At 44.0% G+C, this 23,811-nt stretch carries 21 protein-coding genes and 1 riboswitch; of the genes, 3 read left to right on the top strand and 18 right to left on the bottom strand.

The features are described from left to right. Positions 1-74 precede the first annotated feature (74 nt). The 6 genes from ACFQU8_RS11235 to motA are packed head-to-tail and all read right to left on the bottom strand — an operon-like array spanning position 75 to position 6,285. The gene (locus ACFQU8_RS11235) at positions 75-1,766 is read right to left on the bottom strand and encodes a methyl-accepting chemotaxis protein (RefSeq protein WP_382359987.1); all 1,692 of its coding nucleotides are present in this window, start codon (positions 1,764-1,766) and stop codon (positions 75-77) included. 33 nt (positions 1,767-1,799) lie between these two features. After that, the gene (locus ACFQU8_RS11230; RefSeq protein WP_382359985.1) at positions 1,800-2,156 is read right to left on the bottom strand and encodes a response regulator; all 357 of its coding nucleotides are present in this window, start codon (positions 2,154-2,156) and stop codon (positions 1,800-1,802) included. 22 nt (positions 2,157-2,178) lie between these two features. Then, a complete protein-coding gene (locus ACFQU8_RS11225; RefSeq protein WP_382359982.1) occupies positions 2,179-2,640 on the bottom strand; it encodes a chemotaxis protein CheW in 462 nt (153 codons plus the stop codon). A gap of 16 nt (positions 2,641-2,656) precedes the next feature. Then, positions 2,657-4,675, bottom strand: a complete 2,019-nt coding sequence (locus tag ACFQU8_RS11220; RefSeq protein ID WP_382359979.1) for a chemotaxis protein CheA — start codon at positions 4,673-4,675, stop codon at positions 2,657-2,659. Positions 4,676-4,727: 52 nt separating this feature from the next. Continuing rightward, on the bottom strand, positions 4,728-5,507 hold the full coding sequence (gene motB / locus ACFQU8_RS11215; protein WP_382359976.1) for a flagellar motor protein MotB: 780 nt from the start codon (positions 5,505-5,507) through the stop codon (positions 4,728-4,730). Continuing rightward, the gene (gene motA / locus ACFQU8_RS11210; protein ID WP_382359973.1) at positions 5,485-6,285 is read right to left on the bottom strand and encodes a flagellar motor stator protein MotA; all 801 of its coding nucleotides are present in this window, start codon (positions 6,283-6,285) and stop codon (positions 5,485-5,487) included. Before motA ends, motB begins: the two co-directional genes overlap by 23 nt. Positions 6,286-6,436: 151 nt before the next feature. Continuing rightward, positions 6,437-6,527, bottom strand: a riboswitch (cyclic di-GMP riboswitch). A gap of 259 nt (positions 6,528-6,786) precedes the next feature. On the opposite strand from motA, the gene ACFQU8_RS11205 reads away from it, so the two are divergent. Continuing rightward, positions 6,787-8,853: a thioredoxin domain-containing protein gene (locus ACFQU8_RS11205; protein ID WP_382359970.1), complete on the top strand. Its 2,067-nt coding sequence runs from the start codon at positions 6,787-6,789 to the stop codon at positions 8,851-8,853. A gap of 188 nt (positions 8,854-9,041) precedes the next feature. On the opposite strand, the gene ACFQU8_RS11200 is transcribed toward ACFQU8_RS11205, so the two are convergent. The 3 genes from ACFQU8_RS11200 to ACFQU8_RS11190 form a co-directional block, all read right to left on the bottom strand. Further along, positions 9,042-9,359: a CHY zinc finger protein gene (locus ACFQU8_RS11200; protein ID WP_382359967.1), complete on the bottom strand. Its 318-nt coding sequence runs from the start codon at positions 9,357-9,359 to the stop codon at positions 9,042-9,044. A gap of 84 nt (positions 9,360-9,443) precedes the next feature. Next, entirely contained in the window at positions 9,444-10,916 is a 1,473-nt protein-coding gene (locus tag ACFQU8_RS11195; protein ID WP_382359964.1) for a Na+/H+ antiporter NhaC family protein, read from the bottom strand. A 266-nt stretch (positions 10,917-11,182) separates the two neighbouring features. Further along, entirely contained in the window at positions 11,183-13,339 is a 2,157-nt protein-coding gene (locus ACFQU8_RS11190) for a DNA topoisomerase III (RefSeq protein WP_382359961.1), read from the bottom strand. 124 nt (positions 13,340-13,463) lie between these two features. Here ACFQU8_RS11190 and ytaF point away from each other — a divergent pair, with 124 nt between their 5' ends. Further along, positions 13,464-14,093, top strand: a complete 630-nt coding sequence (ytaF, locus tag ACFQU8_RS11185; protein ID WP_382359958.1) for a sporulation membrane protein YtaF — start codon at positions 13,464-13,466, stop codon at positions 14,091-14,093. A 101-nt stretch (positions 14,094-14,194) separates the two neighbouring features. Here ytaF and ACFQU8_RS11180 read toward each other — a convergent pair whose 3' ends face one another. The 3 genes from ACFQU8_RS11180 to ACFQU8_RS11170 form a co-directional block, all read right to left on the bottom strand. Then, positions 14,195-14,482 (bottom strand): hypothetical protein, encoded by a 288-nt coding sequence (locus ACFQU8_RS11180; protein WP_382359955.1) that lies wholly within the window; start codon positions 14,480-14,482, stop codon positions 14,195-14,197. Between the two features lie 97 nt (positions 14,483-14,579). Then, the gene (locus ACFQU8_RS11175; RefSeq protein WP_382359952.1) at positions 14,580-16,145 is read right to left on the bottom strand and encodes a Na+/H+ antiporter NhaC family protein; all 1,566 of its coding nucleotides are present in this window, start codon (positions 16,143-16,145) and stop codon (positions 14,580-14,582) included. Between the two features lie 179 nt (positions 16,146-16,324). Beyond that, a complete protein-coding gene (locus tag ACFQU8_RS11170) occupies positions 16,325-16,522 on the bottom strand; it encodes a small, acid-soluble spore protein, alpha/beta type (protein WP_382359949.1) in 198 nt (65 codons plus the stop codon). A gap of 150 nt (positions 16,523-16,672) precedes the next feature. Between ACFQU8_RS11170 and ACFQU8_RS11165 the strand changes: the two genes are divergently transcribed. Then, the gene (locus ACFQU8_RS11165; protein WP_382359946.1) at positions 16,673-17,452 is read left to right on the top strand and encodes an HAD family hydrolase; all 780 of its coding nucleotides are present in this window, start codon (positions 16,673-16,675) and stop codon (positions 17,450-17,452) included. Positions 17,453-17,484: 32 nt separating this feature from the next. Here the strand turns inward: ACFQU8_RS11165 and ACFQU8_RS11160 are convergent, their stop codons facing one another. The 6 genes from ACFQU8_RS11160 to ACFQU8_RS11135 form a co-directional block, all read right to left on the bottom strand. Then, positions 17,485-18,468 (bottom strand): Gfo/Idh/MocA family protein, encoded by a 984-nt coding sequence (locus ACFQU8_RS11160; protein WP_382359943.1) that lies wholly within the window; start codon positions 18,466-18,468, stop codon positions 17,485-17,487. A 117-nt stretch (positions 18,469-18,585) separates the two neighbouring features. Next, positions 18,586-18,915 (bottom strand): PTS lactose/cellobiose transporter subunit IIA, encoded by a 330-nt coding sequence (locus ACFQU8_RS11155; protein ID WP_382360198.1) that lies wholly within the window; start codon positions 18,913-18,915, stop codon positions 18,586-18,588. A gap of 49 nt (positions 18,916-18,964) precedes the next feature. Then, positions 18,965-20,263 (bottom strand): PTS sugar transporter subunit IIC, encoded by a 1,299-nt coding sequence (locus tag ACFQU8_RS11150; protein WP_382359940.1) that lies wholly within the window; start codon positions 20,261-20,263, stop codon positions 18,965-18,967. Positions 20,264-20,334: 71 nt separating this feature from the next. Beyond that, complete coding sequence (locus ACFQU8_RS11145; protein WP_382359937.1) at positions 20,335-20,652, bottom strand: PTS sugar transporter subunit IIB; 318 nt, start codon at positions 20,650-20,652, stop codon at positions 20,335-20,337. A gap of 7 nt (positions 20,653-20,659) precedes the next feature. Continuing rightward, positions 20,660-20,905 (bottom strand): hypothetical protein, encoded by a 246-nt coding sequence (locus ACFQU8_RS11140; RefSeq protein ID WP_382359934.1) that lies wholly within the window; start codon positions 20,903-20,905, stop codon positions 20,660-20,662. A gap of 230 nt (positions 20,906-21,135) precedes the next feature. Beyond that, complete coding sequence (locus ACFQU8_RS11135) at positions 21,136-23,772, bottom strand: sigma 54-interacting transcriptional regulator (RefSeq protein WP_382359931.1); 2,637 nt, start codon at positions 23,770-23,772, stop codon at positions 21,136-21,138. Positions 23,773-23,811 lie beyond the last annotated feature (39 nt).

Raw genomic sequence — 23,811 nt, 5'->3', positions numbered from 1 at the left:
TGGCTGATATTTAATGAGACTATGGAAGTTCATACGGGGTACAAACTTCCATAGTCCGATATAACCTACGGGTATTAAAGTTTAAACTTACGAACGAGATCGTTTAAACTGTCCGATAGCTTAGCGAGGTCATCCGCACTGTTAGCCACTTCTTCCATAGCACTGCTTGTCTGCTGCGATGATGCGGATGTTTCTTCAACACCTGCAGCGGATTCTTCCGATACAGCAGCGATTTCCTGAATTGAGCTGTTCATATTCTGACTTTCAGCTGCCACTTCTGACAAATTATCCGTAACGGTCTGAATGCGCGTTACCACATCATTGACAGCTGAACTGATTCCCTCAAATTTCTCACCTGTCGACTGTATTTGGCCGGTTCCTTTTTCGACTTCTTGATAGCCTGATTGCAATGCATCGGTCACCGTACTGGATTCACTCTGAATATTCGTTACGATGCCGGTAATATCTGTAACAGATTCGGAGACTTGTTCAGCCAGTTTCCTTACCTCGTCCGCTACTACCGCAAATCCTTTACCATGTTCACCTGCACGGGCTGCCTCAATGGCCGCGTTCAGAGCAAGCAGGTTGGTTTGATCAGCGATATCCTTAATGACCGATACCAGTTTGGAAATTTCCTGTGATTGTGCGTCAAGGCCTTCTACCTTTTGGACAGCATCCTTAACAATCTGATCAATTCTTTCCATCTGTTCTTTTGACGTGTTCATGAGCTGTGTACCTTCTTCAGTCATCTTCAGCACATTATTGGCATAATCTTTAATCTCAGTCCCATGATCACTGGCTTCCTGCACTTTTGTCGTAAAGGTGGACATCGTGGAGGATAAATCACTGGAACTGTTGGCCTGCGTTTCAGAACCGGAAGCCAATTCCTGCATTGTTGTTGCGATTTGTTCTGATCCGGCTTTTACATCATTAGCTGATTTAGTTAAACCATTGCTCTGAGTACTGACCTTCTCTGAGACATCACTGATCTGACTGAGCATATCACGCATACTGTCATTTAATTTGTTAGTCGTGTTCACCAGCTGACCGATCTCATCTTTCGAATTTGTCTGAAGCGGTTCTTCCGTCAGATCACCATTGGCAATCAGCTCCATACGATTCACTAACCCTTTTATTGGCCGGGAAATAATTCTGGCTGTCACGATGGTAATAATGAGGCCTAAAACGATCAGTATGACAAAACCAGTAAAAACTGTCACTTCCATAGCATAGCCACTGGACGTAGCATTTTCACCCATTGTTTGAATAGCATCCTCACGTTTACTGGCCAGGTCCTGAAAACCGCTTATCAGTTCATCTCCGAGCGGCTGCACATCTCTGTCCATGATGAGCTTAGCTTTTTCGACATTTCCATTCTCATATTCCTCAACGACTTGATCTGTCATTTTTCCCCATTCGACTTTTTTATCAAGTAACTTGTTAAGTTCTTCGGAATTGCTTAAATCCTTAGCTTTATTTTCCATAGCAATGGTTTCTTCAGTGCCAGCCTGGAATTCGTCTAAGTAACTCGGATCATCATATAACAAAAATCCGCGCAGTAAACTGGTTCTTTCTGACATATTCGTCGCTAATTTTTCATCAAGAACTAAAAGCTGTTCTTGATCCATGATGCTGTTTATGTCCTTATTGTTACTATGTAACGTGTGAATGCTCAACCCCGTTACGGCTCCCGCTAATACCAGTAAAATCATGAACCCCAGAAATATTTTCGTTCGAACTTGCTTAATATTAAACAAATTTTTCATCTATAAAACCTCACTTTTCCAGTTTAGTGGCTTCTATAACGCCTTCTCCAGAGCTTCTTTGATTCGTTCGGCACTGAACGGCTTCACGATAAAATCAGACGCGCCTGATTTGATAGCATCCAGGACCATGCCTTGCTGTCCCATTGCTGAACACATGACAACTTTTGCACCTGAATCAATTTTTTTAATTTCCTTCACAGCTTCTACACCATCCATTTCAGGCATGGTGATATCCATTGTTATTAAATCCGGCTTTAATTCCTGATATTTCTCAATGGCATCTTTACCATTTTCTGCTTCACCAATCACTTCATGCCCCAATTTGGTCAAATGATCCTTGAGCTGCATCCTCATAAACGCTGCATCGTCTGTTACAAGTATTTTGGCCATTCCAGTTAACCTCCCGTATTAGTTAATTATCGATCATTTCGTTAACTTCATTAACTTCTGTAAAATCTAAGATATATTCCAGATTGAGTAAAATTAATAGATTATCTTCTAAATTAGCCACGCCTTCAATAAAAGACGTGCTGATGCCATTGGTCATCTCAGGCGCATCCTCAAGTGCATTGGTATCCAGTGTCATCACATCTGTTGCTGCGTCAACAATCAGACCTACTTGCATATCATTCATGGTTACAATTAAAATCCGGGTTTCTTCCGCATGCTCTGTCACCCCGAGCCTAAGCCGCTGTTTCAGATCCAAAGCAGGTGTTATCTCCCCGCGAAGATTAATAATTCCTTTAATAAAATCGGATGTCTGCGGCACTTCAGTTATGGGCTGCATTTTTTCAATGCCAAGCACATTTTGAACTGGGATGCCATACCGCTGCGATCCTATCAGAAAAGCAACCACTTTAATTGATTCGTCCATGTAAAAACCTCCTTTGTTATGTTACCAGGGCATTGGGATCAAGAATCAGAGACACTTGCCCATCACCCAGGATAGTCGCACCTGAAATCGCAAATATATCTTTTAAATAGTTGCCGAGCGATTTCAATACAACTTCCTGTTTGCCGATAAATGAGTCGACCATCAAACCTGTAAGCTTATCACCCTTTTTCACGACGACGACCGATTGATACCGAGTTTCCGCTTTTTCTTCCCTTTCTGGAATGTCCAATACGTCCATGAGTGATACAAGAGGGATGATTTTTCCGCGGAAATCCATCACATTCTGCTTGTGAGCAGACATAATATCTTTCTCTTCAAGCAGTACAGTCTCAATGACAGACGATAACGGGATGCCATATGTCACTTGCTGCACATTGATCAAGAGACTGGACAGAATCGAAAGGGTCAGCGGCAGCTGAATGGAAAATTTGCTCCCCTTTCCTTCCTCTGACTCAATCGAAATATGACCGCCCAATGAAGCAATTTTCATCTTGACCGCATCAAGTCCGACACCCCGGCCTGAAATATCCGACACTTCCTCTGATGTACTGAAGCCAGAAGCTAGAATCAACTGATAAATATCTTCATCCTTGAAATTTGCTGCTTGCGCTGATGAAATTACACCGTTTTCAATGGCTTTCCTGGCGACTTTTTCCCGGTTAATGCCTGATCCGTCATCCTCTATCTCAATGAAAACGTGATTGCCGCTATGGTAAGCCTGCAGCGTCAGTTCACCTGTTTCCGGCTTCCCAAGCTCTTTCCGCTCGGACGGCGACTCAATGCCATGGTCAACTGAATTACGAATTAAATGAACTAAAGGATCGCCAATTTCATCAATAACCGTCCGGTCAAGCTCTGTTTCAGCTCCGATGATTTCCAGGTTAATCTTTTTGTCCAGATCTTTTGCCAGACCTCTAACCATGCGAGGGAAGCGGTTGAAAACCTGCTCAACAGGCACCATCCGCATTGACAGAATTAAATCCTGCATATCCTGCGATACCCGGGTGATCCGTTCAACGGTATCCGTCAGTTCCTGATCATGCTTCTTGGCAGCGATATCCTCCAGACGTCCGCGGTCCAAAACAAGTTCCTCAAATAGATTCATAAGGTGATCGATACGTTCACTGCTCACCCGAATTGTCTTGGATGAGGCTTGTTTGCCAGTGCCAGTATCTTTTGATTTTGACTCATTCGATTTAGCCTCTTTGGAATGATCCTCAGACGATGATTCGCTCTCACCAGCCGGACCCTGCTGATTGGCTGTGTCACGGACAGCTAAACTGCTAACGTCTACACGCTCAATTTCAGAAACAGTAAGTATCTGAGCCTCAATGTCAGACGGCTCTGCCTGGGACAACAGGACGATGGAGAAGCTCTCGTCAAATTCTTCTGCCTCCAGATTTTCAACCGGGGGGTCTGATTTAATAACCTCTCCAGCATCCTCCAGCACTTCAAACACCATATAAACCCGGGCTGCTTTAAGCAAACAATCATCAACCAGTTTGACCGTTATGCTGTAAGTCTGATAACCCTGCTCTTCAGCCTGTTTAACAACGGTGGTTTGATAATCATCCAGGTTTGCTGTTGAGCTGGGCTGGCTTTCATCAGCATTTTGACTGGGTGCTGTCTGCCCCTCTCCTTGCTCAAGTTTTTCCATCTGGCTAATGAGCTCACTGACGTCTTTTTTGCCATTTTCACCATCACTGATTGCCTGGACCATTTCCTCCAGTGCCTCAACGGCTTCAAAGATGACGTCCATCACATCTTCGGTAACGGCTAATGACTGATTCCGGATTTGATCAAAAACGTTTTCCATTTTATGTGTTAATGACTGGATATCCTTAAATTCCATCGATCCTGCCATACCTTTAAGTGTATGAGCTGAGCGAAAAATTTCCTGAACAACTTCAAGATCTTCCGGATTTTTTTCCAGTTCCAATAAATGATTGTTAATGGACTGCAGATGTTCATCACTTTCATCAAGAAACATATCAAGATAGTCCGTTGTATCCACATGAATCCCCTCCGTATTTATTTCTCTCAGTTGACATTGTCTCCATCTAATATCATTCCTTCTCTGTTTTCTTTATAGCTTCGGCGTCTTCGGGAATGTCATGGTTCGGTAAGATAAGCACTTCTACCCGTCTGTTTTTTGACATATTTTCTTCGTTCGTATTGGGTACTAGCGGCTGATATTCACCACGCCCCTTGGAACTGAAACGTTCCGGATCAAGATCTTCATTCTCCAATATTAAACGCATAAAGTTTATCGCGCGCATCGCACTTAATTCCCAGTTGGATTTGTATTTTTTAGTGTTGATCGGACGGTTATCGGTATGGCCGCTTACAACAATCTGATGCGGAGGGTCGGTATACAAAAAATGGGATACTTCTTTAGCTATATCCTGGCCTTTAGCGTTAACTTCGGCGCTTCCTGAGGCAAACGTCACCTCATTGGAAATAGTTACAAGCAGTCCTTCACTGGATAATTCGGTACCCAGTACATCCTGTAAATTATTGTCTTCAATATAACCATTGATTTTCTTTTGCACCTTTTCCAGGCGTTCAGCCTCTTTCATACCAGCGCTTTTTTTGTCCTTTTCATCCGCCGAGTCTGAAGAAGCAGGCAATGGCTCTTGTTCGCCGCTTCCTCCCTCCATAACGCCGGTGCCCCCTTTAAATTCAGATTCAAACACATCCATAAGACTTTGATACTTTTGCGCGTCCACTTCACTCATGGCAAAAAGCACAATAAATAATGCCACTAATAATGTCAGTAAGTCTGAATAGGGAAGCAGCCACGATTCATTAATATGATTGCTTTTACGTTGTTTTTTCCGCCGCATCGTCGTCCTCCTTATCCAGCATATCTATCTCTTCTGCCGATAGGTAAGAACTTAACTTATCTTTGATGATATGAGATGATTCGCCATTAGTTATGGATAAAATACCCTCGATCATGATTTCCTTCAGACGAACCTCATCCTCGGACTTTTCTTTTAGCTTATTAGCAAATGGATGCCATAACACATACCCGGAAAAAATCCCTAATAAGGTCGCCACAAAAGCTGCCGAGATGGCCGATCCCAGTGCTTCAATGTCATTCAGATCACTCAGTGCTGCAATCAGCCCTATCACAGCCCCTAGCACACCCAGGGTAGGCGCATATGTACCTGCTTGTGAAAAGATGGCAGCACCCTTCTGATGCCTTTGTTCCATGGCTTCTATTTTTTCCAGCAGCACTTCCCGGATAAAGTCCGGTGTCTGACCGTCTACAACAAATTGCAAACCAGAATGCAAAAAAGGATCTTTCACCTCGTCCAGCTGGCCTTCCAGCCATAATAAACCCTCTTTGCGGGTCGTATCCGCCCAGCTCGTGATCATCGTAACAAACTGTGCAGCATTGTTGCCTTTGCGCTCCGTAAAAATGATTTTCAAAAGGACCGGCACTTTCTTAAGCGTTCTCAGTGGAAAGGCGATTAAAACGGATGCCGCTGTTCCCAGAAAAATAATCAGTAATGCCGCCGGGTTAACAACGGCCATGGGACTTACCCCTTTTAAAAACATGCCTACGCCAATCGCAATAATGCCGAATAATATACCAAGTATTGATGTCTTATCCATCCTGTACCCTCCATAATGCTGAGTAACTATATCTGCCGCTTCTCTTCCGGGTATAAAAGCAGTCTTGTAAAGTACGCATTTCACGGTAATAAAAATAGCTATTCCTAAACCGGTGAATAGCCAAAACGTTTAATACATAATGTAGTAAAGATTTGGCAGCCAGGCGATCATATCGCATAATACAGCACGTTAGACCCTGGGCTTTGCGTCCTGCTCTTTCGAACAGTTTGCCTTTTCTGCTTCATAATGCGCTAAATAGAACAAAACAATTCCGTCCGAATTGCATGCACCTCTATAGTCTTATATCGACTTAATCGAACAAGTCTTGATACTTTCAGACAAAAAAATTAAAAAGATTTTTGCGAGGCATTAACAGCTGGTGATCATTGACCCGTCTCTCAGGACTGAATGCACGCAAAAATACTGTTCCAGCCATAGTGTCGTATCTGCTTGTTTTGGGAATTGATAAATTCTAGAATGGTATTAAAAGGATGTGTTAAATTGACACAGCAAAACAAAGCCAATAACCTGATCAGCGAAAAATCTCCTTACCTCCAGCAGCATGCCTATAATCCAGTCAATTGGTATCCTTGGGGTGATCAGGCATTCAATAAGGCGAAACAGGAAGACAAACCTATATTCCTCTCGATCGGCTACTCGACATGTCATTGGTGTCATGTGTTCGCCCGTGAATCGTTTGAGGATGAAGTCATTGCCGCTTACTTAAATGAACATTTTGTATCAATTAAAGTTGACCGCGAGGAGCGTCCGGACATTGATGCCATCTACATGAAAGTGTGCCAGATGATGACCGGTCAGGGCGGCTGGCCACTTTCCATTTTTATGACACCTGAGCAAGTGCCTTTTTACGCCGGCACCTATTTTCCCAGAGACAGTAAATATGGCCTGCCTGGATTCAGCGATGTCATCACCCAGCTCAACCATGTTTATCAGGAAGACCCTGAGCAAATTGCCAACGTCACGAAGAGTGTCACAGACGCGCTTCCTAAAACTATTTCAGCCAAAAGCGAAAACCGGCTGACACAAGAAACAGCTGACAAAGCGTACAAAGCACTCAAAAAACAATTTGATCTGACAAACGGCGGATTTGGTGATTCGCCCAAATTTCCGACACCGCACACCATCATGTTTTTGCTCCGATACTATTATTTTAAAGGTGAAACTGAGGCTCTTGAGATGGCCGAAAAAACACTGCAGCAAATGGCAGCCGGCGGGATCTATGACCATATCGGTTTTGGCTTCGCCCGCTATTCCACTGATGAAAGCTGGCTCGTCCCGCATTTTGAAAAAATGCTCTATGATAATGCGCTGCTCCTAATGGCCTATACTGAATGCTACCAAGTTACAGCTAACCCATTGTATAAGACGATAAGCGAGCAAATTATAACGTTTGTTATGAGAGAAATGCATAATGGCGAGGGAGGCTTTTATTCAGCAATTGATGCCGATTCAGAAGGTATTGAAGGTCAATACTACGTCTGGGATTATAATGAGATTCTGGAAGTTCTGGGTAAAGAGCGCGGCGTGATGTTTGCTGATGCTTATGGTATAACACGGGAAGGTAATTTCGCAGGCAGCAACATACCAAATTTGCTCCATACGGATTTGGATCAGATGGCAGCCAGCCGAAACATGACGACAGCGGCGTTAAAGCAGGAGCTGGATGCAGCACGAGAACAGCTGCTTACAAAACGTCATGAACGCGTCTATCCTCATATTGATGATAAGGTTCTCACATCCTGGAATGCGATGATGACAGCGGCGCTTGCCAAGGCAGGAAAAGTGTTTCAGGAACAGCATTACACCAATGCCGCTGAAGAAACAGCTGCATTTATTGAGCAAAACCTGGTCGAGAACAATCGTGTTATGGCCCGCTATCGCGATGGTGACGTCAAGTATGCCGGCTATCTGGATGATTATGCTTTTTTGATCCGGGCTTATGCCGAACTCTATGAAGCAACCTTTTCACAGCATTATTTGCAAATGGCATGCCGTCTGACAGATAACATGATTGATTTGTTCTGGGATACAGATGAGGGCGGTTTTTTCTTAACCGGTCATGACAGTGAGCGATTACTGTCGCGGGAAAAGCACATTTATGATGACGCACTTCCTTCAGGTAATGGTGTTGCCGCCATGATGCTTGCAACGATGGGCTTTCTCACTGGTAATACGGCGTACCTTGATAAACTGGACAGCATGTACTACACCTTTTACGATGCGCTCAAGCGCGTTCCGGATGGCGGCATCCACTTTGTGCAAAGTTTGCTGCTGCTGGACAATCCGACAAAAGAAGCAGTCGTTCTAGGTGACATTCAGGACGCCTTCATCGCCAATTTGCAGCAAACCTTTTTGCCTGACGTAACGCTTCTGGCGAGTGCGGATCCACAACAGCTTGCACAAGCAGCCCCGTTCGTCGCTGACTATCAGCAAATTGAGCAACAGTTGACGGTTTACGTCTGCGAAAACTTTGCTTGTCACGAACCGACAACTGATCCGGAAAAAGCATGGCAGTCTATTTATAAAAGGAGTTGGGACAGAATTTAAGCGACCAACTCCCAAGATGAACGAAGCTGCGGCTCAGCGGAGGAAAAGACGGCGACTTCTAAGGGAGCAGAGGCATAGGTGAGACCCCGGAGTGCGCAAGCACGAGGAGGCTCACCAGCCGCCCGCGGAAAGTGACGTCTATTTCCGGAGCGGGCAATGACTCTTGCCTTTTGTCCTAACCCCTTTTCTTAGTTAGTCCCGAAATAAAGGTGGCTGTGCAGCGCACATCCCGGATTAAACGCTTCACCGCATGCGGGACAGCTATAACCGCTTGCCAAATAATCATTAATGGATAATGTTACATGACATTGGCCGCATAAAACCGCCTTGTGATGAAACTTATTCCGAGGCCACACGACACCCTCCTCACCACAGCCAAAGCGGGCATGACATTTAAAACACGGAAAATACTCTCCGCAGCAATAAAATTTAATAGCTATGCGATCATTCGCGCTTCGATAATGCTCGCAGCGCGTTTCGTGATCAATAGCGCCTTTTATGTCCATGTTATCATCACCTTAAATGTAAGTACTCAGGATTAATCATACAAAATGGAGACCCTCCTGTAGAAGGTCCCCATTTCAGATAAGTTAGTCACGTGGTTTTTCTTTCAATTCTTCACCGTTTTTCCCTTCATACCGGCGTCCCCAGCCTGTCAGGGCCGCAATCAGCATGATAACAACCAGGAACCAGCCCTGGAAAACGAATGGAAATACCGACGTTGGATCCACAAGCGGCAGCCATTCATATTTTCCCTGCATCGTCTGCAGTGTCGAGTAGCCTAATAACAGCGGCGCACCCCATGGGAAAATATATCCTAATGCTGATGTCACCGCATCAAGCATGTTTGACATCCGATAGCGGTGCAGGTTGTATTTCGTACCAATTTCCTGAACAAAGGGAGCCGCGGCAATTTCCGCTGCTGTATTAATTGTAATGGCACTGTTTAACAGGGCAACAATCGCCCACATCGACACCTCAGCTTTGCGCACAGAGTTTTTAATCCATTTGACAAGGGTGTTGGTAATAGCCTGCATGGTTCCGCCCAAACGCATTAAGTGCGCAGCACCAACAATAAGCAGGATTAGAATCGCCATATTAAAGTAACCGGTGATGCCTTCTACCAGTGCTCCTTCAACAACGGTATCTGAATCCGGGTTAAAGGTTAAAATATCTGAAGCCTCACCTAAATTCAGGAATATAACCATCGGAATTGCAGTGATAATTCCCCAAGTTAAGGATGTAATCAAATGGTGTCCAGCTAAAGCAAGAGTAAGAACCAGCGCAAATGGAATCAGCATCAATAAACCGCTCGGATCAACAGACTCAATCACTGAATTAGCTGTTGCCTGATCAACCTCTGGACTGCCGCCGCCTCCGAAAATAGCAAAAAGTATAACCGTCGGTACAGCAGCCAGGATTGAGTATTTGAAACGGCTGCGCACAACGCCCGGCACATCAGCGTTTTGCGTTGTTGCTGAAACGATGGTCGTGTCCGAGACGGGTGCCAGGTTATCACCGAATACGGCACCGGCAAGGATCGAAGCAAATAAAAATGTCGGATCAGCGCCAACAGCAATGCCGGCTGGATACATTAATGTACAAAATGCAACAGCCGTCCCATAACCGGTACCGACAGCGGTAGAAAAGACTGCCGCCAGCAAAAACGTCAGTGCGACAAACATGCCGCCTTCAACACCTGTTGCGGAACCAATCCAGACAAGTCCTTCGACAAGACCGCCAACTTGCAGCACCTGTGCAAACATGCCGGCATAAAACCAGGCCACCATGGCAATTACACCAACAGGCTGGCTTAGTCCATCAAATAATCCCTGCGCATAATCCTCCCATTTACTTTTACACAGCAAGAGGCCCATTGTAAGACCTATGATAGCACCCAGGACGAGCGCTACTTCAGATGATAAATCGAGCACACTGATCGTAATCGCCCAGACGACAAAAAATAAGAGCGGGATAACTGCACCGAACGAACCAAGGCGAAAATCAAGCTTTTGAATTGTTTGGTCTCCAGTTGCTCTGTCAAGTTGTTCATCGTCAGTCATTGTTTGCCTCCTAATTCAATCGCAGTCTTATAGATTATCTATTTTTAAATTCTATCATAATTCACAGAGTATAGAAAACGCTTTCCTATTTTTTATCTCATTAATTCATGGTGATCCTTTTTTTGCAGCCCAACAACTTAATTTATCACTTTAATACACTACCATAGATTGCGTTCAAAAACGAATCTTTATACTTCAGGGTATTCAGCTGCAGCAAAAACCACCGTCATAAAAGAACCCTGCATAGCAGGAGTCCTATTATGAAGCTATTTTTTTAACTTGGAGAGCGCCTCAGCCAGCGCATCATTCTTGAAGTCATCATCCTGGTTATTCAAATACTTATTAACATCTTTTTTGGAAACTTTATCGCCTTTTTCCCGTTCTTTTCGTTTATTAAATTCCGATAGTTTCTCATGGTAGCCGCACTGACAAGTGAACGTCTTTCCATCACCTTCACCGCGCAGGACCATTCGCTTATGACAATTGGGGCATCTGGCATTTGTCCGTTTGAAAATGTTCTTTTTATAGCCGCAGGAGCGGTCCTGACAAACGAGCATTTTACCTTTTTTGTTATCAATTTCCATCATAAGTTTGCCGCAATTCGGGCATTTGCTTCCGGTCATGTTATCGTGTTTAAACGTTTCTTCACTTGTCTTAATTTCCTGCACGATTTGTTTCGTGTAGTCTTTAATCTCATTAATAAAGGCTTGTTTGGTTAACTTTCCTTCTGCAATCCGGGTGAGTTTCGTTTCCCATTCAGCTGTCAGTGCCGGGGAACGGAGATCTTCAGGAACCAGGTCCAGCAGCTGCCGCCCTTTCGATGTGGTATAAATCGATTTGCCGCGGAGTTCCAGCAGAGAACTATTAAACAATTTTTCTATAATATCAGCGCGTGTGGCGACCGTTCCGATTCCACCACTTTGACTGATGGTTTTAGCCAAATGTTTTTCGTCCTGATTCATATAGCGAGCAGGACTCTCCATCGCTTGCAGGAGACCGCCTTCAGTAAAACGCTCCGGCGGTTTGGTTTCGCCAGTTGTCATCGTAATACGGAGATTGTCCAGTGTCGCCCCCTGCTGGACATCCGGCAATTGCTCACCGGTATCACTGCGATCATTGTACACAGCTTTCCAGCCCGGCTTTTGAACATGTTTTCCCTTTGCGACAAAGCGCTCTTTGTTCACGTGTGCTTCTATCGTTACCTGTTCATATTCATATGGATCAGACAGCACTGCTAAAAAGCGTTTAACCACCAAGTCATAAATTTTTCGTTCCTGCTGATTCATATTAGCCAAGACAGGCGGCTCCTCCGTCGGAATAATCGCATGGTGGTCGGACACCTTCGTATTATCAACAACCGACTTTGGAAGTGAAAATTGTTTATTTAAAAGCGGGCCGGCCACATGCTTATAATCACCGGCATTAACAGCTTTCACACGATCTTTCAAGGTTGGCACAATGTCTGACGATAAATGACGGGAGTCTGTCCGCGGGTATGTCAGCACTTTATGCTGTTCGTACAGCTTCTGCATGAGTGACAGCGTCTGTTTGCCGGAAAACCCGAACATCCGGTTGGCATCCTGCTGAAGCTCTGTCAGATCATATAGCTGTGGAGCATGTTTTTTCTTCTGCGCTTTATCAACATTGATGATCTTAGCCGACTGTTTGTTTAAAGCGTTAAGCAGCGTTTCTGCCTTGTCTTTGGAGAAAAGCCGGCTGTTGTTGTTTTGATCCTGCCAAGTCAGGGTCAGGCCGGTTTTCGTTTTGGCTTCAAGGCCATAAAACGGTTTGGGCTGAAAGGCATTAATTGCGTTTTCTCGTGTCCGCACCATGGCAAGTGTTGGTGTCTGCACCCTGCCTGTTGACAGCTGTGCATTGAATCTGGTTGTAAGTGCGCGGCTCGCATTCAGCCCCACATACCAATCCGCTTCTGAACGTGCGGCAGCAGCTGCATATAGATTGTCGTACTGCTTGCCTGGTTTCAAATGATTAAAACCATCACGGATGGCTTTATCCGTAACCGACGAGATCCAGAGCCGTTTAACTGGCTTACTCACACGTGCCTTATCGATGATCCAGCGGGCAACTAACTCACCTTCACGTCCGGCATCCGTTGCAATGACAATCTCACCGGCATCTTTGCGATTCAGCTGTGTCTTAACCGCATTAAACTGTTTACCTGACTGTTTAATCACGACCAGTTTCAGCTGTTCGGGCAGCATGGGCAAATCCTCAAGCCGCCACGTCTTCCATTTATCCTCATACATCTCCGGATCTGCAAGTGTCACAAGATGCCCAAGCGCCCATGTCACAATATATTTTGATCCTTCCAGAAAACCATCGCCTTTTTTCCGGCAGTTCAGGACACGTGCAATGTCACGGCCAACGGAAGGTTTCTCAGCTAATACAACAGTTTTGCTCATTTTTAAAACCTCTCTCTTTCAAAAACACTCTGCCGTTACTTTAACACAAATAAGGCTCCCCGTGCGTCTTTCACATCTTCATTTCCAATGCAATATACTGGGGTAGACCAATGCAGAAAGGAAAATGATACCGATGCTTTACTATACCGGCTTAATTCTCTTAGTTATCGGCGTCAGTATCGATGGGTTCGGTGTCGGCATGTCTTATGGCATACAGCGCGTCCGTGTGCCGATCACAGCATTGGGCATTATCATGTTTTGTTCCGGCTTAATCGTGTACGCAGCCATGACAATTGGAAATATGCTTAAAGCATTTATCACGCCTGGTCTGACTGATGTACTAGGCGGCATTATCCTTTTGGTTATCGGTTTGTATTGTTTATATAATGTCCTTCGCTCCAGACGAGAGGCATCCTTTAATTTTTCCACTGAGGAAGCATGGCACGATTTTAAAACGGTCATGAAAGAACCCAAACAGGCTGATTTAGACGACTCCGGGAGTATTTCAATGACTGAAGCGGTCTTTCTGGGATTTGCGTTGGCCATTGATGCATTCGGGGCTGGACTCGGTGCGGCTATGATCGGTTATTCGCCGCTTTTAACCGCCTTTTCCATTGCCTTAATGAGTGGTTTGTTTGTTTGGTGCGGCGTGCGGCTGGGCATGTTTTTATCGACTAAAAAGTGGCTGCAGCAGCTGACCTTGCTCCCCCCTTTTCTGCTCATGCTCCTGGGACTTCTGAATATATTTTACTGACCCCTTTCACTTGGCATTCTGCCCATTGTGTTCATGCAGGGATTCTGCATTGATAACCTAAAAAATATCTGCCCGAAAAAGGCAGATATTTTTTAGGTTATTCATGAGGCTTGTCTGTAACTTTCAACAACGGATGTTACAACAAATCCGACTGCAGCGGCAAACAAGCTGGCAGCGCCCCAGCCGCCGAAGCCAAGTCCGGCCATCTCAATTTTGCCAAACGTCGAAGCGGCCAGCATAATAAGTCCGGCAGCAAATATGACAGTTGGCGGCAAGTAGATGCCAAAGCTGTTTCCGGGAGATGCAGACGATGTAGCCGTAATAATCACATTAACAAGCATGATAACAACCAGTAACGATAGACCTATAATTAGACCTGTATTAAACATCCAATCACCTCACCATATCTCAGTTTAACTACATACCAGTTTATCGATACACTGGACCAAAGTCAATTCAGGATACAGAATGCGGTCGTTTGTCTGTCTAGCTTTCTGATTGCGCGTTAAGGTCATCTTCTTGCGGTATCCGTTTTCCCCAGAATTTATTAAGCAGAAAAGCGAGCACCACCAGAACGACAGCACCAAGTACGAGCGACAAAACGGCTGAACCCGTGACCCCCGCTGTAAAAAAGGCAATTATCCCACTGATGCCAGCTGTCATAGCATAAGGAATCTGGGTGTTGACATGGTCGATATGATCACTTGACGATCCAGCCGACGACAATATCGTTGTATCGGAGATTGGTGAACAATGGTCACCGAAAATCCCTCCGCTTAAAACGGCTGCAATCGTCAGAGCCATTGACATATCCATTGTAGCCGCGATCGGCATCGCAATCGGAATCATAATCGCAAACGTTCCATATGACGTTCCCGTTGTGAAGGCGATAATGGCTCCGAAAATGAATAAAAGCACCGGAATGACTGCTGGTGAGGTTGTTTGTTCCGCAAAATCAACTAAGTAATCCGCCGTTCCCAGTTTCGAAGTGATCGACCCGATTGACCAGGCAAGGACTAAAATAATATAGACAACCATCATACTCCGAAAACCACTCACATAGAGGGACATGGCTTCCTTAAAGGAAAACAGCTTTTGCTGCATCCCCATCGCCAGACCAACAATGCCTGCGACAAACGCTGCCAGCAAAATTGACAGTCCGCCATTTGCCTCTCCTACGGCCGTAATCAGATCATGTTCCGGAAAACCGCCGGTCCAGAGAAACATTGGTGGAATAATGACCAGCAGAACAACAATCGGCACAATCATATTCCGTTTTTTAGGTGTATGGCCTTCAACCATTTCCACATCACCCATTTGATCATCCGTTGGCGGTTCGGCACCGTCACGGATTAATTTGCCTGTTGTCCGTGCGCGGTGTTCAACCTTGGCCATTGGTCCGAAATCCCATTTCTTCCAAATCAGAATCCCAACAAGCAAGAGCGCTAAAATGGAATAGAAGTTAAACGGTATTGTTGATAAGTACATTAAATATTCCGATCCGGACACGCCAAGTTCAACAAACTGAGCACCAATCAGCCCCATAATAAATACAACCCATGTTGACACAGGGCCTAAAAGACACATCGGAGCAGATGTTGAATCCACAATATAAGCCAGTTTTTCCCGGGATACATGCTTTTTATCCGTTACTGGGCGCATCACACTGCCAACGGTTAAGGCGTTGAAATAATCCTCAAAAAAGATAATAATACCAAATAATGCGGAAGATCCTTGAGCACCTCTGGCCGTTTTGACTTTATTTGAAATAGCGTAGGCAATGGCATGCGCACCTCCTGTCCGCTGTAAAATAACGATCAGGACGCCAAAAAATCCACAGTAAGCGAGCACCGTCGCATTTCCTTCATCTGCGAGGTTAGGCAAAATAATATCGCTGAAACTGGCATACAGTCCCATAAATGGGTTCCAGCCATGGAGCATCGTCGCGCCGAGCCATACACCAGCAAATAAAGCAGGTATGACATTTCGCGTGACGAGTGCCAGCGCAATTGCGATGACCGGAGGAAGCAGTGATAATATGCCAAACGTCATCAGCTTTTCCCCTCTCCCTAAATAGTTTAACAATTCTTACTTCTATTGTAGCAAACCTATGCTGCATGTAGAACCAAAATTTCTGTTCAATTATAGCCGTTTTCGTCAAATTATACAAACCATTGAACTAAAAAGGCAGAACCAGCCGAAGCTGGTTCTGCCTGTGTGTCTGCAGACCTTTATTTATCTTTTTCTGACACACTTTGTTCGGCGATATTGATCATGCGTTTGACCATTTCGCCTCCCACAGATCCGTTTTCACGTGCAGTTGTATCCGCTCCGGGCTCGACATCCAATTCCTGCGCAATTTCCTGTTTCATGTTTTCCAAAGCATTTTCTGCTCCAGGTGCCAGTAAATTATTTTTGTCGCCAGCCACAACTGATCACTCCTCGTGGGGTGTTGAACAGATCAATTAGCATCTGTTCAATACGTAGTGTGTGACGTCTTCAGCATTTTTAGACCTGTCAAAAAATGCATGCCTGTGCTAATATGGTCCATACAGTACGGAAATGATAAGGAGATTCCCATGTATAACGTTTTATTTCTCGATATTGATGGTACCATTTTAAAACCTGACCAAACCTATTCCGAGACAACCAAAAAAGCCATTGCAGCTGTAAAAGCACAAGGCGTGGACGTCTTTTTAGCGACGGGCAGACCGCTTCATGAAATTCATGATCTGGCAGAAGCACTGGATATCCACTCATTTATTGCTTATAATGGCGCTTTTGCCCTGCATCAGGGAAATGTTATTGTTAATGAACCCATACCGCAGGAGCAAATTAAACAATTCACCAATACCGCAGCCAAAAATGGTCAGGAACTGATTTTGTATGCACGTGACACAAATTACATGACTGACCCGAAAAGTCCCTTTATCAAGCAATTTGCTGATTTATTCGATATGAAAAGCAATGCGCTATACACGTCCGATGCAGCCGATAAAATTTTAGGCGCTACAGTTCTTAATGCAGCACCTGAGGATGTTCCAATGTATGAGATTGACGCCAACTTCCGTCTTTCACCAGTTCATGTAAACGGTGCGGAAAACAGCTATGACATTTTGCGAAAAAATGTCAATAAAGGCTATGCCGTCGAGCAAACGCTGAAGCACCTGAACATCTCCCGCGACCAGGCGATTGCTTTCGGGGACGGAATGAATGATAAGGAAATGCTAACAGCTGTTGGTACAGGCGTTGCCATGGCTAACGCACACGAAGACCTTTTCCCATATGCAGAACAGCAAACAACCTCAGTCACCGACGACGGCATAGCACATGGTTTACAACAGCTGGGATTGCTTTAGACCATGCCGCTTTTTACACTGAATTTGTGTCATTATGACTTCTCACTGTCGAATAAAATCCCATTACTGTATCGCGCTTTCTCGGTAATCATTAGAATATCACGGCTGAGCTTTGTCAATTTCTCATAAGTCTGCTTATCACCCTCACATATGATCTGGGCAAAAATACTGGCTTCATAAACCATATTATTCGGATGGTCATCAGCACTCAGTTGTGTTTCCCCGCCATCAGGCCTTATAATCCGAGGGTGATACATATCGCCAGGATTATCAAAAACCAGCGTCCCTTTTTCACCATGAATTTCACATGTGTTGGATGACTGTGCTATTTTGGAGCAAAGAATCGTCCCTGTAAAACCCGGATATTCCAAAATCAAGACACCACTGCCATCAACATCGCTTGAAAGCTTCACTGGATAATAAGCAGAACTTACAGGTGCTCCAAACAGACCAAGCGCAAGTGCCAATGGATAAACGCCCAGATCAACCAGAGCTCCACCGGAAAATACGGGTGAAAACACATTGGGCACATCACCAGCTAAGTGTTTATCATACCGTGAAGAATACTGCACAAATGGCAGGATCATGCTGCGAATCGGTCCTATCTGCTGTAGTTCTTCCCAAATCGTCCTAAAATTTGGCGCATGCACATTCCGCATCGCTTCAAGCAGGAAAACACCTTGCTCATCAGCGATACGATGAGCTTCTTCCCACTCATGAATGTTTGAAAAAATTGGCTTTTCACAAATAACATGCTTCTGCTGCTTTAAAAATGCAACACTTTGCTCAAAATGCAATGCATTAGGTGACGCGATATACACAACATCAAGCACGTCACTTGCAGCCATTTCCTGTATATCCGTAAACACATGCTTAACGTCATGTTTCTGAGCGAAAGCATCCGCCTTGTTAGTCGTCCGTGAATAAACAGCCGAATGGGTCAATTCCTGCGAATAGCCGCTTGCCTCAATAAATGCATCGGTGATCCAGCCAGTCCCAACAGTTCCAAAGTTCATATGTCAAGTCCTCCCTCGTAACCTTTAAAAATACTGCCTGACAAATAATACGTCAGGCAGTAATTCAGCAGGTCAATGAAGTATAACTTATACAGCTGTTTTCAGCCAGTTATGCCCCTATTGACTCTTAGTTTGTTTTTCAAGATCTGTAATCCGATTCTCCAGTTTCTCATTCTGCTTCAGCTGTCCGATCATACGCTTAATCAGCTGAAGCTCTGCCTGAGCGGTCATAACATGATCTTGTGCATGAATCATAAAGAAATTTGGCGCAGCTGTTTCATCCTGATTCTGCAACAGTTCTGTTTGATATTTATGACCTTCAAGAAACTCATCATTCGCTTCTTTCATCAGTTTTTCAGCTTCGTCAAATTTAAATTCTTCTGCTTCATCAAGTGCCTCATAGGCTGCTCCGCGGGCATTACCGCCGTGTAAAATAAGCTGTGTCATGATTTCTTCGTAATTCAACGTCACCACTCCTTATGCAATCGAGGTCTATTTATGCTTCTTCTGTTTCCTTCTCTTCCTGCACCAGCTGTTTATCATACTGTTTAAAGAATGGCCAGTAAATAAGGGCAGCAATGGCCGCATTCATAAGCTGAACAAAGCCGGCCAGCCATGAACCGCCTGTTGCGATAAATCCACCAAAGAAAATCGGAACAGTAAATGGCGGCTGTATAATGACTGGCGGCAAAATACCTGTTGCGAACAAGATATAGTTAATCGTTACAATGATAACCGGTCCTATAACGAACGGTATAATTAGAATTGGATTTAATACAATTGGCACTCCGAAAATGAGCGGTTCATTAATATTAAACAGAGACGGGATAATAGCCGTTTTGCCAACTTGTTTCAATTGTACAGACGAAGCAAACAATAAGAAAACAGCAAGACCTATCGTGGCTCCTGATCCCCCGAGATGAGTAAACATATGGAAAAATGGTTCAGTAACAATCCCATCGGCTGCAGCAGTATTCCCGGCACTGACAGCATCTGCGTTATCTGCCAGCTGTGTTGTCCAAAACGGATACGCAACAGATGATACAACGTTCATACCATGTATCCCGATTGACCAGAGAATGAGCATTAACAGAATCATACCAAGTGCTGCCCAATAAGAATTAGATGCTGATACCAGCGGGCTGAATAAATCAAGTACTGCTTGTGGAATCGTTACGCCGAAATTTGACCAGACAATCCATTCCAGAGCCCAAGCAGCCGGTAAAATGATCAAAAAAGGTATAAGAGCTCGGAAAGTCCTCATAACATATGGGGGTACTCCAGCCGGCATTTCAAACGCAAATCCTTTATTCAGCAGGAATCGCATCGCTTCCGTTGTTAAAATACCCAGGATAATAGCAACAAACAACCCTTGACCGCCAAGGTAATCCAATACATCGCCGAATGGCACTTGTTCAATATCGGTTACTGGAAATGCCATCATGATAAACGCCAGCATTGATAATATACCTGACAACGCCGCATCCATATCATGCCTCTGAGCCAGGCTGTAACCAACACCAAATGCAACTGTTACCGCCATTATGCCAAAGGTCAAATTGTACGGAAACAGAATCTGATCCTGAATCGGGTCAACTGCATTTTCCCACGCATTAATAATGCCCCAATTGAGTGAGGTCGGCGGGTTAGCAATAATAAGAAATATAGCCCCCGTTATAATAACGGGCAGAGCAAATATGACAAAAGCGTCCCGAATTGATTGTAAATATTTGTTTTGGGCAATTTTACCTAAAGGACCCATCAGTTTATCTTCCATCAATTGAACCAAATTCATATAAATGTTCCCCCTTTGCTTAGTGTTCTATCATATCGTTGATCTCAGTTCTTATTAAAGAATCAATAAATTTATTGATTCTTTAATTTTAGTACCTGATCAAGTACTTTCTCACCATCCATCAAGGCAAATGCACGCTGATCAACAAGTTCAACAGGCACACCATTGGCATCGCCAACTTTTGTCACTTCCTTTTTCAAATGACGGACTTGTGGTTCAAGCAGTGCCACGTCATATTGACTGGCCTTTTCCTGGAATTCACCAGTGCCTCCAGCATAGGCTTCTACATTCATACCACGTTTTTCCGCAGCTTCTTGTACTTTTTTAGCGAGCTGACTCGAAGTTGCACCCCAGCTGCATAGTATAATAACTTTCATTTGTTCTGCCATAATGAATCTACTCCTTTACTCGTTTATTTTTTGAAAATACGTCTTTGGCCATTTTGTCAATTTTTTTATAATGTCCCATTAACCAATAGGCAAACCACGAAGCCGCATAAATTACAACAGAAAAGCCAATGCCATACCCGAGAATCAAATTGGCCGATGGTTTACCAGTAATAACGGCGAAAAGCCCATATCCTGTCCAAACTAGGGCAAACACTGATGCATAAATGATAAAAAATCGCTTCAGATTGTTCATATCACACCTCCTATCTCATCCCAGGAATTAACTATTCACGAAACTTCATGCATTGCTTATACGACTTATCGCCTTTCATATATAATATAGCAAAAATCATGCCAACATCATTCATATACTGGCTTAACGCTCCCGGACAGCATCATAGCCTGCTTGTTTAAATTATCCAAGTAAAAATTCAACTGTGAACAAAACACAATAAAAAATGTGTGCAAAAAAATTGCACACATTTACCGGGAAAGTTTTACAAGTTCTCGTTTTATATAATCTGTCAATACGACAGAGAACGCTTGTTCAGTCTGATCAAAGAGTGGCTGCCAAATTTGCTGTTCATCAGCAGATATAACGGTCTCTCTGGAGACAGGAAATGAAGACAGCAGCTGATCATGGTTTTGCTGTACAATTGCTGATACCATTCGATCAAGCAAACTTCCAATATGCATCCACATGCCTAGTTCATGACTACTGTCCCAATCATAGTACCGGCGAATTCTCGGGATATGTTTCTGCAGAAGTTCCGCTATAGCCCGTGGATTAATGTAGGTGACTATTTCTTGCAGCCCCTGAATAACCAATCCATATATTTCGTCTTTTGCCACTTCCCCCTTAATTTCCGGCATCGCTGATTTTCGTGTTATTTCCAGCAATTTATGCATGCGTGAAATACCTTCAGTTTGAAGAAGTTCCCACGCTGGAATATACGGAACACCTTCAATTGAAACAGGAACCGTTCCAATGATCGCCACAACATCATAATAAGTTTTTAAACCATTCAAAACAGACGTATCCTTCGTCTCTGGATCAATTCTCACCGACCGGATCAAAACATCTTCATCCGCCGCTGATAGCTGATTTTCCAGCCAGGACTCCAATAGCTGAGCTGCCCCTTCACCCGTGAAACAGACAGTCACAATGAGCCGTTTTTTCTGAGGAGTTGTTTGGTGTTCCTTCTCCATAAATGTCAGCATCGCGCTTTTTGCTTTCTCATATATCATGTCTAATGATTGTTCCGTTGTCAGTGATTGACGACCTGCTTCCAGAATCATGGGGAGATTAACGCTTGACAACGTTTTAATTGGGACTTGCAAGTCATTTTGGATTGTATCACCCATTGTAATTAAAGAACCAATATCCACTAGCAAAAGTACGCCTGTAATATCAGACATTCTATTAATGACCTGCTTCACTCGATCATACGTTTCTTCAGCTGATTGATTAAGAGGCATATCAATAGGGTGAACGACATTGTTGCCAAGTAAATAATTCGTTACTTCTGCCATCGAGGAAGCTGTAGATTCTCCATGTGTAACAAGAACAACTGCAACCATCTGTTCAATTGGACGATCATTTCCAAGCTGATGATCCGTTGACAAAAAGTGAGCTAATAGTTCAATCTCCTCATTTGGTAAATCGATACCAATTTTCAGATTTAGTTGATCAGCAATATAATTGGCTGCTTGACGATAAGATGCGTTTGGATGGCGAACAGCCGGTATGGACTCGGTTTGTTCGTTATCATGTAAGTGATTTCGGTAATGCTGCAAATGCAAACCAATAATGTACAACTGACCCTGGCTAATCGTAAACGGTAATATCTTGCGCAAACGGTCAGCTGCACTAAACAGGCTGTTCAGCAAGTCATAATCGATCATATTCTGCCAGCTGTCTTGTGACAAAGCAGGCTGCCTATATCTTTCTGTCAGTTCATGAATATACGACATCACTACTTCCTGCAACTGATGCTCATCTTTATTTTGTGTATCATCCAGTCTCTGATAGATATTTGGAAATGGATCTGCCAGCTCTTGTGATAATTGTTCTTGTTTATCATTAAAAGACTGATTCTGTAATTGGAAATCTGACTGAACAGGGTTATTTCCTGGAAAGTCCTCAAGTTTAACAAAAACCTGATCATCCTCACTGTTTAAATAGCGAAGATAAGCACGTGCACAGGCAATTTGCATATCGCTTTTAAGCTGACCGATATTCCCCGGACAGTCATATGATAAAAAAGCTTCGCGGCAGTCGTCTTCAAGCGAAAGATCAACACTCATTTTCGCAGCTTCTTCTGTCAAGAAATAGTCAATGAGAGCCTGGCGCTCAGAATCTTTTCGTTTCCGCAGTGGGGGAACATCTAATTTAACAGAAAAACGTCGTAATAATGTCGATAATAAATAGTTCTCCGAGTCCTCGGTAGTTGCTCCTATCAAGGCTACATTTGCATGCCGTTCGCGAGTAGCCTCTCCTAATCGATGGTAAATGCCTTTATCTATCAAATAAAAAAGCATTTCCTGACCAGATGGAGGCAGGCGGTGAATTTCATCCAAAAATAAAATACCCCCATCTGCCTGTTCTGCCAGTCCTGTTTTGTCCTCATCAGCACCAGTAAACGCACCTTTTTTAATACCAAATATTTGGCCAACAAGGAGTTCTGGATTTTGTGCATAGTCAGCACAATTAAAAGCAATAAATGGAGTATCAGCTGAATCGCCAGCATTCTCAATCGCCATATAAGACAATTTCTCCGCAAGATACGATTTGCCAGTTCCTGTTTCACCTGTTAACAGAATCGGGAGCGATCGGACTGGATATAAAAATGCTGCCATTCCTGTTTCAAATAAAGGCTTAAGACTATCCTTTGATCCGATCACCTCCTGCTTCACAGAATCTGCAGGTACTTGCTGACGTGTCATATATTTAACTGGTTTACCAGGCAGTTTTTCTACACGATCAGCTTTAACAAGATCATTTAAATAACGGCTAGCAGTCGAACGATTAATTTGCAAATCATCGCCAATTTCCTCTGCGGTTGCTCCAATACTTCCAGCTTTCTGAACTTGTTGATAGATATCGAGAATTCGGCTCATCTGTATGTGCAACCCCATTCGTCAAAAATTTCACTTCAC

It is taken from the genome of Lentibacillus kimchii (assembly GCF_042666895.1).
Lineage (GTDB): Bacteria > Bacillota > Bacilli > Bacillales > Amphibacillaceae > Lentibacillus > Lentibacillus kimchii.
This window is presented reverse-complemented; position numbering and strand designations above follow the sequence as displayed.